Origin of the sequence: Metabacillus mesotrionivorans, assembly GCF_052171315.1 — a bacterium.
Lineage (GTDB): Bacteria > Bacillota > Bacilli > Bacillales > Bacillaceae > Bacillus_P.
Map to the genome: position 1 here is coordinate 1 of NZ_JBQMFF010000009.1, position 14,356 is coordinate 14,356.

Here is a 14,356-nt window from a genome sequence, read left to right on the forward strand (position 1 = left end):
TGTATTAGGCACGCCGCCAGCGTTCGTCCTGAGCCAGGATCAAACTCTCCGAAGAAAATTTGTGACTCATAAATGTTACTGACTTAAAAATTTAAAACGTTTGGTACGCTTTTGGTTTTGTTTAGTTTTCAAAGATCATTTTCGCTCTTGGAGCGACCTTCTTAATATATCATTTCGTTAACTTAGTGTCAACAACTTTTTTAAGAAGTTTTTTTAATGAGAAGTCGCTGTCTGTGCCGTCAAAAGTGAACTTGCTTCAGCAGCGACGCTTATTAATATATCACCGTAAAATATCAAAGTCAATACTTTTTTGTAACAGAATATCCGCGATGGAAAATTCTTTGTCCCTTCGTTTCAATCTTCACGACTTCAACGAATTCTTTATCAACAAGAAACTCAAGTAAAACACTTAAATCAACGGAATAATACCGCGCTTCCGGATGCTCCATCAGATCGGCATACAGCCATACTTCTTTCTCTGAAAGAATGCCAAGAAGATGCCCCGCTCCGATTTCCGACTTGGAATGGATAAGAAAATCACTCGCCAAAAACAGCAGCTCAAGTCTTTTTTCAAGAGATTCTTCACTTTCAACCAGTTCTTTGTAAAGCTTGTACACTTGAGGCTCCATTTGGCGGACCTGGTTCCAGACCGTTACTTCGGGATAAAATCCTCGGTCGATGACTTCAAGTCTTGCCAGATGATGAAGGGCATGGACGATATGATTGTAGGCATCAAGAAACTGTCTTGATTCAAAGAAGACCTTTCCTTCAAGATACCTTCTGATCAGCTTGCCGTATTCAAGGCCGATTTTCAGCCTGCGCTCTGAGAACGGGAATACTTTCAGGCGGTCTACAAGCTCGCCTAAATATTCATTGCGGTCAAATAATACTTTTCCATTCAGGATCCAGTCGACCATTCTGCGGTTTGTTCCAAGCAGGATCCACTCCTGCACCTGCTGATCTGAAACAATCGTAAGAGAAGCTTTTTGTCCGTCAAATTCATAGTGTTTAATAAAAACAGGCTGCTTCGCTTCTTTTACGATGACAAGCAGCGCGACATCCAAATTATCAGTAAGCGGTGATGTCTGGTTTCTTTTTTCAATCATGACGATTGCTAGCGTATCCGGATGGCTCGCTCTTTCTTGATAAATAGGACGGAGAAGATTTTCCATTGGTATTCCCCCATTATATTTATGACTATATATCACAATTCTACAAAGGCGAAAAAACTCCTTTTGCATTCAGCACTTCAAAATTATAAGGGAAGGAAGAAAGAGAATCTATCGTTTTCTGATATTTTCTCATCCAAATGGTGTTTCAAATCCAATATGGGTGACCTTGGCAGCGCCACGATTACTAGTCTGGCAGAAAAAACAAAAACCAAGTCTTCATCAACTTGAGACTCCCGCTACTCTAATTACACTGATGTGCTTAGATGTTGCGTAAGAAAAAGCTTATCATCCTAAATTGGGAGATAAGCTTTTTCTGCTTTGTTAAAAAATGCACTTAAATATCATTAGACTCCTCAAAAACAAAAGGAGCCTTGCAAATCAAATTGTTTTGCAAGGCTCCTTTTGTTTTTATATTTCTATTTCGATAACTTTAGCTAAGTGTGAAATGAATTGTACCCACTCTTTTGTCATTAAAGACGGGCTTGCAGGAACTGTTTAATTAAACTAGCGCTTGTTTTTAAATCTTCTTCTAATGGGAAATGGCCAGTATTCAATAAATGCACTTCGCAATCATCAAGATCCCTCTGAAATGCCAGAGCTCCTTCAGGGCCGAAAAACATGTCATTTTTACCCCATACAGCGAGTGTAGGCGGCTGGTATGTTCTGAAGAATTCCTGCCAGTTTGAATACTGTTTTACGTTATTTCTATAGTCGTATTGCAAAGCAAGCTGTATCTCGTCATTTCCGGGACGATCCAAAACAAACTGATCCATATTCCAAGCGTCCGGACTAATATGTTCAGGGTTACGAGTACCGTTTGTATATTGATATTTTGTAAAGTCTGCAGATAAAAGGAATCTAATGTTATTCTCATTGTTCTTATTAGGATTTTCCCAGTATGTGCGCACAGGATCCCAAGCTGACATTAAACCCTCCTCATAAGCATTTCCGTTTTGAGTTACTATGGCCTGAATACGCTCAGGGTGTTCGCATGCCAACCTGAACCCCACTGGAGCACCATAATCATGTACGTAAATACTAAATTTCTCTAAGTTTAATTGCTCGACAAACTCATTAATGAGAAGGGCATAGTTACTAAATGTGTATTCGAATTCATTTATTTCTGGCTGATCGCTATTCCCAAAACCCGGATAATCTGGTGCCACAACATGAAATTCCTCCATTAATTCCGGTATTAAATTTCTATACATATGCGAAGAGGAAGGAAAACCATGAAGCAGCAAAATTGTTGGATTTTCCTTTTGACCAGCTTCTCGATAGAAGATATCTACGCCCTTGATACTAATAGTTTTGTGATTCACCAACATATTACCACCTCATAAATTAGTATTTTTAACTCCTAAAAAAGCCAATCGAATTTAGTTCAAACTATTGACGAACTTTGAAATCCGAATATGTAACCATTAAAAATAATTTTAGAAGTTATAACTTAAATTACATTACACTTTATAACTTGTCAAACTACTTTTAGTGGTTATAATTATATTGAGGTGAAAATTTAATGGATAAATCAATAATCACTTTAGGTGGGGCTTTATGGATAAACCTTGTCAATACAACTTACATCTCTAATAAACAAGAGATTGACATCTTAGCTAATGCATCAAGTGCGCTTCAATGGATGAAGGAAAATAATCTATTGCGAGAGTCTGATGTATTAGCTTTAGAAAAAAAGGAATTACTGGATTCTTTAATTGTTGAACTTCAGTCAATCCGTACTCTTTGTAACACCATATTGTCTGAGATCGACCAAAGAGGAGAGATTTCCCTTAATACAACCAATAGAATAAATAAAGCTGTCGAAAAGCTTCAAGTCAGCCTAACCATTCATTCAGAAAGTGAAAAATTGAAGATGACACTCGAAGGGGAAACAGTTGAAGATCACGTAATGTACAACATTATTGATTCAATGATGAATACTTTTGAAAACACCTCTCTCGGGCGTATTCGGAAGTGTAATCATGAAGAATGCAAACTCTATTTCGTCGATACATCTAAAGCAGGAAAGAGGCGTTGGTGTAGTATGGAGTTGTGCGGAAACCGCAAAAAAGCAGCCGGATTTTATTCGAAGAAAAAGAAATCCTAGAAGCCTTTTATGATTGACGCTTTAAAACATAAAGAGACTTCCGATAAGTTGTCCGAAATCCCTTACATTTGTGCTATATTGGTAATTAGGAGGTCGGAATAATGGCACTGAAATATTCAAGCAAGATTAATAAAATTCGCACGTTCGCGCTCAGTCTCATCTTTATTGGCTTTTTCATTATGTATATCGGCATCTTCTTTAGAACATCTCCGATCATTATGACCATCTTCATGATGCTCGGATTATTATCAATAGTAGGAAGCACGGTTGTGTATTTCTGGATCGGCATGCTTTCCACTAAAGCCGTCCAGGTCACTTGCCCGTCCTGCGGGAAGACCACGAAGATTCTTGGAAGAGTGGATATGTGCATGTACTGCAATGAGCCGCTGACACTTGATCCGAACCTTGAAGGCAAAGACTTTGACGAAAAATACAACCGGAAACAGCAGAATAGCTGATGACAGAAAAAGCGGAGAGCGACAGCCCTCCGCTTTTATTCGTATATAAAGAAAAAACTGAATGCCGCTTGCAGCATTCAGTACGATTAATGAGTTTCTTTCTTTTCGCAGGTTCCGCACACGCCGTATATTTCCATACGGTGGTGGCTGACTTTAAAGCCTGTCACGTGAGAAGCAAGGTGTTCTACCTCGTCCAGTCCCGGATAATGAAAATCTACGATCTTGCCGCATTTTTCGCAGATCACGTGGTAGTGCTCTGTTGTAACGAAATCAAATCTGCTTGAGGCATCTCCGTAGGTAAGCTCCTTCACAAGGCCAACTTCCCTGAAGACACGAAGGTTGTTATAGACAGTCGCAACGCTCATGTTCGGAAATTTGCTTTCGAGGGATTTATAAATATCATCTGCCGTAGGGTGAGTCATTGATTGGATAAGATATTCTAAAATGGCATGCCGCTGGGGTGTGATTCTTACTCCAGTCTGCTTCAGCGTGTCAAGGGCTTCTTTTAACTGATGGTCTGACATCCGCTATGCACCTCTTTTCTGAAAAACATTCTTACTTTATAATATTTATAATTAGTGTACAGTGTGCCTGGGACTTTTGTCAATCAGATGCCCCGGGAATTCCTTTAAAAGATCGCTTAGTATTCCTTCTCTAAATCGACGGGGTTTTCAAACGCTGATGGGTCACCATCCAGGTAGCTCCTTAAATTCCGCTTGAAAATCTCCATTGCCCTTGGCAGGTAGTTCTTCGTAATCCCTGACAAATGAGGCGTAACCGTCACCTTCTCCATTTCCCAGAAAGGATGATTTTCTCCAAGCGGCTCTTCTTCAAACACATCTAGTACAGCATGCTGCAGGGAACCTTCATTAAGGGCTGTGATCAAATCCTCTTCCACAACGGCATCCCCGCGCCCAATGTTGATGAAAACCGCCTCCTTCTTCATCTGCCTGAAAGCACCCAGGTTCAGGATATGCCTTGTCTCTTTTGTGCTCGGAAGGACCGAAACAGCAAAATCCGCTTCCTGAAGACCCCGGTGCATCTCCTCAAATTTCAGAATCTCATCAAAGTAGTCCACCGGCTTCCCGGAGCGGTTCATTCCTACTGCTGTCATGCCAAAAGCCTTAGCAAGCCTCGCTATTTCCGTGCCTATTGCTCCCGCTCCCAGAACAAAAATGGTCTTGCCGTAAATTTCATTCATCACGACTCTCCGGTCCCACTTCCGTTTTTGCTGATTTTCAGAAAGCTTAGCGGCGTCTCTTGAGATTTGCAGCATCATTGATAGTGTATATTCAGCCATCGGGATCTTATGTACACCTTTAGCATTTGTTACAAGAATTTTTTTATCACGCAATGCTTCAAACGGCATCCTGTCCATTCCGGCAGAGGCGACCATGATCCATTTGAGGGATGACGCCTCTTCAATGATCTGAGCCGTCAAATCCTCCCCGTAGGTTAAAATCACTTCGGCATTGTGCAGTTCATCTCCAGCTTCATCTATTTTGTTGTCAAAGCTGAACTCCGCTTCTGGAAATACGTTTAATAGGTCTTCTTTCATATGTACTGGCAATTTTACTGTAGAAAATACGTTCATTGTTTCTCCCCCTTTTTTTGTTAGTTTACCAAAAATAAAAAGCGTGCAGGAATCTGAATTCCTGCACGTACAATGCGCTAACGAATGAGGAGGTTATGCCTTCCATATAGCATACTCACAGATGAATGGTTCTGTCTGGACGTTTGCCTCATGTTCACATATTTTCTTTTATATACTGCAGAGCTTCTTCTACATGTCCTTTTACTTTCACTTTTCTCCATTCTTTGGCGATTTCGCCGTCTTTGTTAATGATGAAAGTAGAGCGTTCGATTCCCATGTATTCTTTGCCGAAGTTTTTCTTAAGCTTCCACACTCCGAATTTTTCTGCTGCCTCATGTTCTTCATCAACAAGAAGGAGAAACGGAAGGTCGTATTTTTCTTTGAATTTTTCGTGACGGTTTTGAGGATCCGTGCTTACGCCGAGAATGACGGCATCCAGTTCTTCAAAGCTTTTATGCTGATCCCTGAAATCACAGGCCTGAGTCGTACAGCCCGGCGTCATATCTTTCGGATAAAAATAAAGCACAACGTTTTTCCCTCTGAAGTCAGACAGCTTCACTTTTTCCCCAGTATCTGCTGTCAGTTCAAAATCAGGAGCCATTTGGCCGGCTTCGATTGTCATCGTATCATCCTCCGCTAAAATAGGTTTACTAAAAGATTACCCAATTCAGCGGCAGGATACAACTTATGACACTTTATCCATGCCCCATACGGTTCTTGCTACAAACACCGCCGGAAGCACATAGCCGATCAGCGCCTCAAGCACGGCAAGCAGGCGGCCGAACCCGATGGGCACAACATCCCCGTATCCCAGGGAAAACAGCGTCACCGCACTGAAATATAAGCATGTATGCAGCCGCTCAAGGTACGTCCCTTCCAATATCACCCCATTGTCCACCAGCACCTCAAAGCCGCTTGCATCAAGGATCAGGTACATCATACTGAAACCGATCAAAATGGAAAGATAGAGAAAGATCACAATCAGCAGGGTATCAATAGAAAGAAAATTCTTTCGCGAGAACGTCCGGATGAAAATGTTGAAGCTCATCAGCAGGCACAGCGTTACAGCTACCGCAAAAAGCCCTCCCATGTATGCAGCACCCCATGTCCAAAACAGGTAATGATACAATATATACAGGAAGGCTTTGTTTATTCGGCCTGTCTGAAAAATTACGGTCTCTTCAGCATCTGCACGAAGAATAATAGGGTAAAAGACAAGAGGATCAGCACACCTGTTAAAAGCCAGGCAAGGTTCATATCACCTGAGTCCATCGCGACATAAATCGCCGTTGCCGCCGTCTGGGTCTGACCCGGGATATTTCCAGCGAACATCAGACTCGCCCCAAATTCCCCCAGGGCTCTTGTGAAAGAAAGGACCACTCCGGTTATCAGGGACGAAACAGCCAGAGGCAGCGAAATATGCAGAAACGTCTGCATCCCTCCAGCCCCGTCCACCCTGGATGCATCCTCGATCTCCCTGTCCACCATCTGAAAACCGAGCTTTGCCGCCTGATACATAAGGGGAAAAGAGACCACTCCTGCAGCAATAACAGCAGCCCACACTGTAAAAATAACCGGAGATCCCATGACCTGCTCAATCAGCCTCCCTGCCGGACTGTTCACCCCAAAAATGACAATCAACAAAAATCCGACAACTGTAGGCGGAAGAACAAGAGGAAGCATTAAGAAGGTTTCAAGGAGCGTCTTCCCCTTGAACGAGGCTCTTGCCATCAGTCTCCCAGCGAGTATCCCGGCTGCGGCCACAAAGATGGTTGAAATCACCGCAACCTGTACAGACAGCAGGACCGGTCCGCTTGCATCAGTCCACATGTTCGTCACCTGCTGTCAGGACGGTAAATCCGTACTTTTCAAATACTTGCTTTGCCCTGTCTGTTTTTAAAAATTCATAAAAAGCTTCTGCTTCTTCCCAATGTTTCGTTTTCTTCAGTACACCGGCCGGATAGACAATGTCGCCATAGGAATCGGGATTGAGGCTTTCCTGGTTCACTTTTTCGGACTGCATGGCATCTGTCTTGTAAACAATCCCTGCATCCACGTTTCCTGTTTTTACATATGAAAGAACCTGCCTGACATCCTTCGCATAGACGGTTTTCTTCTCCACCTCGCTCCATATGCCGTAGTGTTCTAGAGCTTCTTTTGCATAAGCTCCCGCAGGCACAGTTTCAGGAATGCCGATTGATATTTTCCTCGCCTCGGGCAAGTCCTTCATTTCTATTTCCTCCTTGGCTGTGACCATAACAAGTTCATTTCCCAAATAGTCCATTCGATGCGATGCGCTTATGTATCCTTTTTTGCTCAGCTCCGTGAAAAATGGTTTGGAAGCCGATATCAGCAGATCTGCGGGAGCACCCTGTTCGATCTGCTTCTGAAGGGAACCGGTTGAGCCGAAGTTTATTCGCACTTCAATAGAAGGATTTTCCTTTTCAAACTGTATTTTTACCTCCTGAAGAGATTCCTTCAGGCTTGCTGCAGCCGAAATAAGCAGCACGGTTTTCTTTTCGGGTGATGCCTGTACCCCGCAGGCGGCAAGTACAAGACATAGTAAGAGTATGAGATAGTTTCTGTGCACAGGTGCCCATCCTTTTCATAGGTTCATTATTTCTATTATACTAGTGTCATCTGACGTTTTTCATCTTATTTAAACGTGCTAGAATAGACAGCAGACTTATTTTTCAGGAGGATTCTATGAATTTCACAAAATCTGAACAGCTTCATTCAGAAGCATTAGAACATATTGTCGGCGGGGTGAACAGCCCTTCCCGCTCCTATAAAGCGGTTGGCGGCGGATCACCGGTTGTGATGGAGAGAGCGAAAGGCGCTTATTTCTGGGATGTGGACGGCAACAAATACATTGATTACCTTGCTGCGTACGGGCCGATCATCACAGGACATGCCCATCCGCATATTACAAAAGCGATTCAAAAAGCGGCAGAGGACGGCGTCCTTTACGGAACTCCGACTCCGCATGAAGTGAAATTTGCAAAGATGCTGAAAGAAGCTATGCCAGGCATGGATAAAGTCCGCTTTGTCAACTCCGGTACAGAGGCGGTCATGACAACCATCCGTGTAGCCCGCGCTTACACAGGCCGCGACAAAATCATTAAATTCGCAGGATGCTATCACGGACATTCCGACCTTGTGCTCGTGGCAGCAGGATCCGGTCCTTCCACCCTCGGCACCCCGGATTCGGCAGGCGTGCCGAAAAGCATTGCCAATGAAGTCATCACGGTGCCGTTTAATGATATTGAACCTTTTAAAGAAGCGCTTGATAAATGGGGAGATCAAATTGCAGCTGTGCTTGTCGAGCCGATCGTCGGCAACTTCGGGATCGTCGAGCCGCTGCCTGGATTCCTTCAAGCAGTGAACGACCTGACACACGATGCAGGAGCACTCGTCATCTATGATGAAGTCATTACAGCCTTCCGCTTCATGTATGGCGGAGCGCAGGACCTGCTCGGCATTACGCCTGATCTTACAGCACTCGGTAAAATCATCGGAGGAGGCCTCCCAATCGGCGCATACGGAGGCAAAAAAGAGATCATGGAACAGGTCGCCCCGCTTGGACCTGCTTATCAGGCGGGAACCATGGCCGGAAACCCGGCGTCCATTCTGTCCGGCATTGCCTGTCTTGAAGTTCTGAAGGAAGAAGGCGTCTATGAAAAGCTGGACAAACTTGGTCAGATGCTTGAAGAGGGGATCCTGAAGCATGCAGAAACCCACGGCATTCCGATTACGATGAACCGCTTAAAAGGAGCCCTCACCATTTACTTCACGACTGAGAAAGTAGTGAACTATGACCAGGCTGAAAAAACGGACGGCGAAATGTTCGCCAGGTTCTTTAAACTGATGCTTCATGAAGGCATCAACCTTGCTCCGTCCAAATATGAAGCATGGTTCCTCACTACAGCTCACACGGAAAAAGACATTGCACAGACACTCGCAGCAGTGGAGCGATCATTCAAACAATTAAAGACTGTATAAATATACAAATTATTCAAACAGGGAATTTACTCCCTGTTTTTTTCTTTTTTCGCATACGTTTGAAAACGTTTACAAATAAGCCGTTCAGCCTTTTGTATGAATATTTAAACTTTTCTGGCATGTATGCCCCCTCCAAAAAAATGCATAAATAATTGAATTTTAATAATCTAAATGATATGATTAGTATTACATTTCTGAAAATTTTGTTATTAAATCTCACAAAGAAATCTATGTTTTTACATGATAGATTCATATTTTACCCGGGAGGTGAAGGCTATAAGCGGGAAACGAATTCCCCTTTCAAGCCGCTTTTATGAGAGAAAACTGGAGCCCAAGTAAGTTTAAGGACTTTCACAACGCAGAGCATGACGCTTGCGGCATCGTGTCAGTCATTGAGAAACGGAAAATCCCGACAAAAGAAAATATTGACCTCTGTATTGATGCCCTCGTGACGATGAACCATCGTGCAGGTTTCATCAATGGTGAAGGTGATGGAGTCGGCATCCATATCGACATTCCAAGAGCTCTTTGGAAGGAAAAGCTTGAGAATGCAGGCCTTGACCCGGCGCTTGCCGAGCGCGGAGATTTCATTGTGGGCCACCTGTTTCTATCCAAAAACGAAAACCCGGATACACTTAAAAAAGAAATCAGGCAGCTTCTTTCTGATAAAAACTTCGAACTTCTATTTGAAACTGACAAAGTAACAACTTCATCTGCACTTGGACCCATCGCTTTACAAGAAGAACCTCTCTTTTGGCAATTTGCCGTGATTCCTGCTGGAAACCCTGATTCCCTGAATAAGGATCTATTTGAGCTGACGATACAAATCGAGAAAAATCATCATGTGCATGTGGCATCGCTCAGCCAGCATGCTTCCGTCTACAAAGTAATGGGAGCAGGAGATGTTCTTCCGAAGTTCTATCATGACCTTGCAAACCCGCTTGCAGCATCAACGATGACTCTTGGCCATAACAGGTATTCTACGAATACGCTTTCTACTTTTTTTCGCGTGCAGCCATTCAGCCTGCTAGGCCACAACGGAGAAATCAATACGATTGCCAAGCTTCGCGATGAAGCAAGAATCATGGATGTCCCGCTTACAGACGGAGGCAGTGATTCCCAGGATCTGAACAGAACGATTGAAACGCTTGTCGCAAGAGAAGGATACAGCCTCTTTGAAGCCCTTGACGTTCTGTTCCCTCCTATTATTAATGAAATCAAAGCTTATCCTGATCATCTGAAGGATTTGTATACGTATATCCGCGAGGCGTGGGGACACTTTGCACAGGGACCTGCGGGCATTATTTCAAGATTTGCCGATGAAGCGGTCTTCAGTGTCGATGCGCTCGGCCTCAGACCGCTTTGGAAAGTAGAATCTGTTTCTTCCTATATTTTCGCATCAGAGCCGGGGATTATTGCGAACTCCCTTTATGCGGGTGAACCAAAGCCGCTTGGACCGGGCGAGAAACTTGGACTTAAGTGGAAAGAAGATGAGATGGAACTGTTTGAATATCCATCCCTTCAGGAAGAAGTCTACAAGCGTTTCTCAAGCAGACTTGAAGTGGACGGCTACAGAGAACGGCTTCTGCACCCTGTCAGCAAAGGCAAATGCTCTGCTTCGCCTATTTTCAAAGTCCACAACGGGCATTATGCAGCATTCGGCTGGGACCGCGAGCACATCCAGCTGCTTGAGCAGATGGCTGAAAAAGGCGCTGAGCCGATCCGCTCCCTTGGACACGACGGACCGCTTGCAGCCATCCATCCAGACCGGAAAAACATCGCAGACTTCATTAAAGAAAGTGTTGCAGTTGTTACGAATCCGGCGATTGACCGTGACCGCGAATCCGAGCACTTTTCCATCCGCTCGGTAGTCGGCAAACGTCCTTCCCTGACAGAACAGCATGATAAAACGGCGTTGATTGAGCTGCCGTCACCGCTTCTGCTTGAAGGCAAGCTCGGCATCATGGCTTCTGAGCAGATTGACCAGCTGCCATATGAAGAAGTCATTGACTATTTTTCAAAAGAAAAGCAACTTCATGTTCTTTCAGCGGTCTACACAGAGGATGAAACTCTGAAAGACGCTTTGAACCGTCTGAAGCTTGAAGCCATTCATGCCGTAAATGACGGCGCTGTCCTGCTTGTCCTTGATGACAGAGAAGCGCATCAGAACGGCAAGCTCTGGATTGATCCGCATTTAGTCACATCGGTGATTGATCAGGCCCTTGTAAAGGAAAGCCTGCGCAGAAACTGTTCGATCCTTCTCCGCACAGGTGCGGTCAGATCTCTGCATGACATTATGGTCGCTTACGGCCTCGGTGCAAACCTAATCAGCCCGTACATTTTGTTTGCCACGGTTGCTGAAGAAGACTCAGCGAAGCCTGCGGTCAATTTGTATGAGTCATTAAATAAAGGCCTTGAAAAAGTCATTTCGACGATCGGAATTCATGAGCTGCGCGGATACGGAAGACTCTTCTCCGCTATCGGCTTAAATGAAGAAATTGAAAAAGAACTGAACATCGTTAACTTCCTTGGCTCTCCTTCTTTGAAATTCAATTTTGAAAGCATGAAGGAAGATGCGATTGAACGAAGCAGCGATTTTGAAAATGAAAAAGCACGTCCGAGCAAAACGTTCCACATCTTCCCTCGTATCTGGAAAGCAATCGGCGATGTCGCGAAATCCGGAGATTACGAAGGCTACCGCGAAAAGCTGACAGAGCAGGAAGAAAGCAATCCAATTACGATCCGTCACTTAACGGATCTGAAAAAAGTGAAATCTTCTGTGCCTAAGGAAAAAGTAAATATTGGCGTAGGCGATCACAGTCTGCCGTTTGTCATCGCTTCGATGTCATTCGGGTCACAGAACGAGGTTGCTTTCCGCGCTTATGCAGAAGCTGCTGAGCAGCTGAATATGGTCAGCTTGAACGGTGAGGGCGGAGAAATTAAAGATATGCTCGGGAAATATCCGCGCACGCGGGGCCAGCAGATTGCGTCCGGACGCTTTGGCGTAAACGCCGAGCTTCTGAACTCATCAAACCTGCTTGAAATCAAGATTGGCCAGGGTGCAAAGCCTGGTGAAGGCGGACATCTTCCAGGTTCAAAAGTAACAGCAAAAATTGCTGAATCACGGAATGCTACTATCGGTTCTGACCTTATTTCTCCGTCAAATAACCATGACATCTATTCGATTGAAGATTTGGCGCAGATGATTTCAGAGCTTAAAACAGCCAACGATCAGGCGAAGGTTTCTGTAAAGGTTCCTGTTGTTCCAAACATCGGAACAATCGCAGTGGGAATCGCAAAAGCCGGCGCTGACATCATTACACTCAGCGGTTTTGACGGCGGAACAGGTGCAGCGCGTATTCACGCCCTTCAACACGTCGGTCTTCCTGTTGAAATCGGGGTAAAGGCGGCGCACAACGCCCTGCTTGAAGCCGGTCTCCGCGAAAAAGTGGAACTTTGGGCAGACGGCGGCATCAAGAGTGCGATGGACGTCATGAAGGTCATGCTGCTTGGCGCCAACCGCGTCGGCTTCGGTACCCTTTCGATGATTGCCATCGGCTGTACAACATGCCGCGGCTGTCATTTGGATACATGCCATGTTGGTATTGCGACACAGATTGAATCCGAAGCACAGGCGAAAGAGCACGGTCTCCGCCGATTTGTTCCAAGAAAGTACGACCCGTCTGTAGAAGGGCTTGTGAACCTGTTCAGCGCGTTCGGTTCAGAGCTTCAGACATTGACTGCTTCCCTTGGCTTTACAAATCTTCAAGACCTTGTCGGACGCTCTGATCTTCTTGAACAGACCCGAGGCAAGGATGAAATGGACCTGTCCCTTCTTCTTGAGACCCTTGAAATCCAGAACATCTCACATAAAGAAGTGGCAGCAAGTCTTGAAAGCAAGCGTCTTGCCGTTGCTGCAGGAGCAGAGTACCTTGATTATGATGAAAGCGAGCTTCACAGCTCAAGAGAATTTTCGAGCGTTACATCCGAGCAGCGCATTCTCGGCAGCCGCGTTTCCTGTCACAGGGTCCGCGGACGTCTTGACGGTTCATACCGCAAACTTGATGACATTGAGCTGCACTACAAAGAAGGTTCTATTCCGGGCAACGGACTTGGCGCCTACAACTCAAGCGGCATCAATATCCGCGTAGAAGGCGGCGCCCAGGACGGCACGGGTAAAACGTCCTTTGGCGGTACGATTCAGGTCTTCAAATCAAAAGGAGCAGACGGAAACTACTACAACGGTTCTGTCGGAAAAGGCTTCGGTTACGGCGCACAGAGCGGCCTCCTTCTCGTTCAGGGGAATGCAGATGCGCGTGCAGGCATCCGCTTATCAGGTGCCGACATGATCATCGGGGGAAAAATCACAAAGCCAATCCCTGCAGAGGAAAATGGCAATATCGGGGTAAATGCCAACATAAAAGGATTTGCATTTGAGTATATGACGAACGGACGCGGACTTGTCCTCGGCGATCCTGGACCATGGATCTGTGCAGGCATGACCGGCGGCGTCGTGTACGTCAGACACCAGCCTGAGCTTGGCTTAACAAAACAGGCGCTAGAGCGCCGTGTTGCCAAAGGCGCTAAAATCGAGATCTCATCTCTGAATGCAAAAGGCAAAAACGATGTAACAGAGCTTCTGACAACTTACATTGAATCACTTGAAAAACACGGACAGCGTGATGAAGCAAATGAACTGAAGCCGCTGCTGAACGCAGTCGGAGATCACTTCATTCAGCTTGTTCCAGTTAAAGAACAGGCCGATCCATCTGTATCGACTGAGTGATTGCGGCACATTAAAAATAACACCTGCTATGCGGGTGTTATTTTTTTTAAACAAACGGCATAGTTCTAAGTGGTACCATATAAAAAACTTTCGAAAAAAGGCTTATTTTTTTCATGAAAACGGGAAAAAGTAACTTGAATAATTTCTTTTAACATTGTATAGTCATTACTTGTTTACCAGACAGATTTTTCTGTCATAAGGTCCATTATCATATCAGTAAAGAAGGGAATGTAGAAA

General features: G+C 44.7%; 12 protein-coding genes. 4 read left to right on the forward strand and 8 right to left on the reverse strand.

The features are described 5' to 3' along the window. Positions 1-299 precede the first annotated feature (299 nt). Together ACTSEZ_RS17930 and ACTSEZ_RS17935 are read right to left on the reverse strand one after the other, a co-directional pair. The gene (locus ACTSEZ_RS17930; RefSeq protein ID WP_029286001.1) at positions 300-1,172 is read right to left on the reverse strand and encodes a nucleotidyltransferase-like protein; all 873 of its coding nucleotides are present in this window, start codon (positions 1,170-1,172) and stop codon (positions 300-302) included. Positions 1,173-1,642: 470 nt separating this feature from the next. Next, on the reverse strand, positions 1,643-2,500 hold the full coding sequence (locus tag ACTSEZ_RS17935; RefSeq protein WP_369735723.1) for an alpha/beta fold hydrolase: 858 nt from the start codon (positions 2,498-2,500) through the stop codon (positions 1,643-1,645). Positions 2,501-2,694: 194 nt separating this feature from the next. On the opposite strand from ACTSEZ_RS17935, the gene ACTSEZ_RS17940 reads away from it, so the two are divergent. Both ACTSEZ_RS17940 and ACTSEZ_RS17945 read left to right on the forward strand, forming a co-directional pair. Further along, complete coding sequence (locus ACTSEZ_RS17940) at positions 2,695-3,279, forward strand: CGNR zinc finger domain-containing protein (protein WP_369735724.1); 585 nt, start codon at positions 2,695-2,697, stop codon at positions 3,277-3,279. 101 nt (positions 3,280-3,380) lie between these two features. Next, a complete protein-coding gene (locus ACTSEZ_RS17945; protein WP_369735725.1) occupies positions 3,381-3,737 on the forward strand; it encodes a YgzB family protein in 357 nt (118 codons plus the stop codon). Positions 3,738-3,823: 86 nt separating this feature from the next. On the opposite strand, the gene perR is transcribed toward ACTSEZ_RS17945, so the two are convergent. The 6 genes from perR to modA form a co-directional block, all read right to left on the reverse strand. Next, positions 3,824-4,261 (reverse strand): peroxide-responsive transcriptional repressor PerR, encoded by a 438-nt coding sequence (gene perR / locus ACTSEZ_RS17950; protein WP_369735726.1) that lies wholly within the window; start codon positions 4,259-4,261, stop codon positions 3,824-3,826. A 116-nt stretch (positions 4,262-4,377) separates the two neighbouring features. Then, entirely contained in the window at positions 4,378-5,331 is a 954-nt protein-coding gene (locus ACTSEZ_RS17955) for a D-2-hydroxyacid dehydrogenase (RefSeq protein ID WP_369735727.1), read from the reverse strand. 154 nt (positions 5,332-5,485) lie between these two features. Then, positions 5,486-5,953 (reverse strand): thioredoxin-dependent thiol peroxidase, encoded by a 468-nt coding sequence (gene bcp / locus ACTSEZ_RS17960; RefSeq protein WP_369735728.1) that lies wholly within the window; start codon positions 5,951-5,953, stop codon positions 5,486-5,488. A 63-nt stretch (positions 5,954-6,016) separates the two neighbouring features. After that, entirely contained in the window at positions 6,017-6,421 is a 405-nt protein-coding gene (locus ACTSEZ_RS17965; RefSeq protein WP_029285991.1) for an ion channel, read from the reverse strand. 80 nt (positions 6,422-6,501) lie between these two features. Next, entirely contained in the window at positions 6,502-7,161 is a 660-nt protein-coding gene (gene modB, locus ACTSEZ_RS17970; protein WP_369735729.1) for a molybdate ABC transporter permease subunit, read from the reverse strand. After that, positions 7,151-7,921: a molybdate ABC transporter substrate-binding protein gene (modA, locus tag ACTSEZ_RS17975; RefSeq protein WP_369735730.1), complete on the reverse strand. Its 771-nt coding sequence runs from the start codon at positions 7,919-7,921 to the stop codon at positions 7,151-7,153. Before modA ends, modB begins: the two co-directional genes overlap by 11 nt. A 116-nt stretch (positions 7,922-8,037) precedes the next feature. Here modA and ACTSEZ_RS17980 point away from each other — a divergent pair, with 116 nt between their 5' ends. Next, positions 8,038-9,333 (forward strand): glutamate-1-semialdehyde 2,1-aminomutase, encoded by a 1,296-nt coding sequence (locus ACTSEZ_RS17980; RefSeq protein WP_369735731.1) that lies wholly within the window; start codon positions 8,038-8,040, stop codon positions 9,331-9,333. A gap of 313 nt (positions 9,334-9,646) precedes the next feature. Continuing rightward, a complete protein-coding gene (locus ACTSEZ_RS17985) occupies positions 9,647-14,119 on the forward strand; it encodes a glutamate synthase-related protein (protein WP_369735732.1) in 4,473 nt (1,490 codons plus the stop codon). Positions 14,120-14,356: the final 237 nt, after the last annotated feature.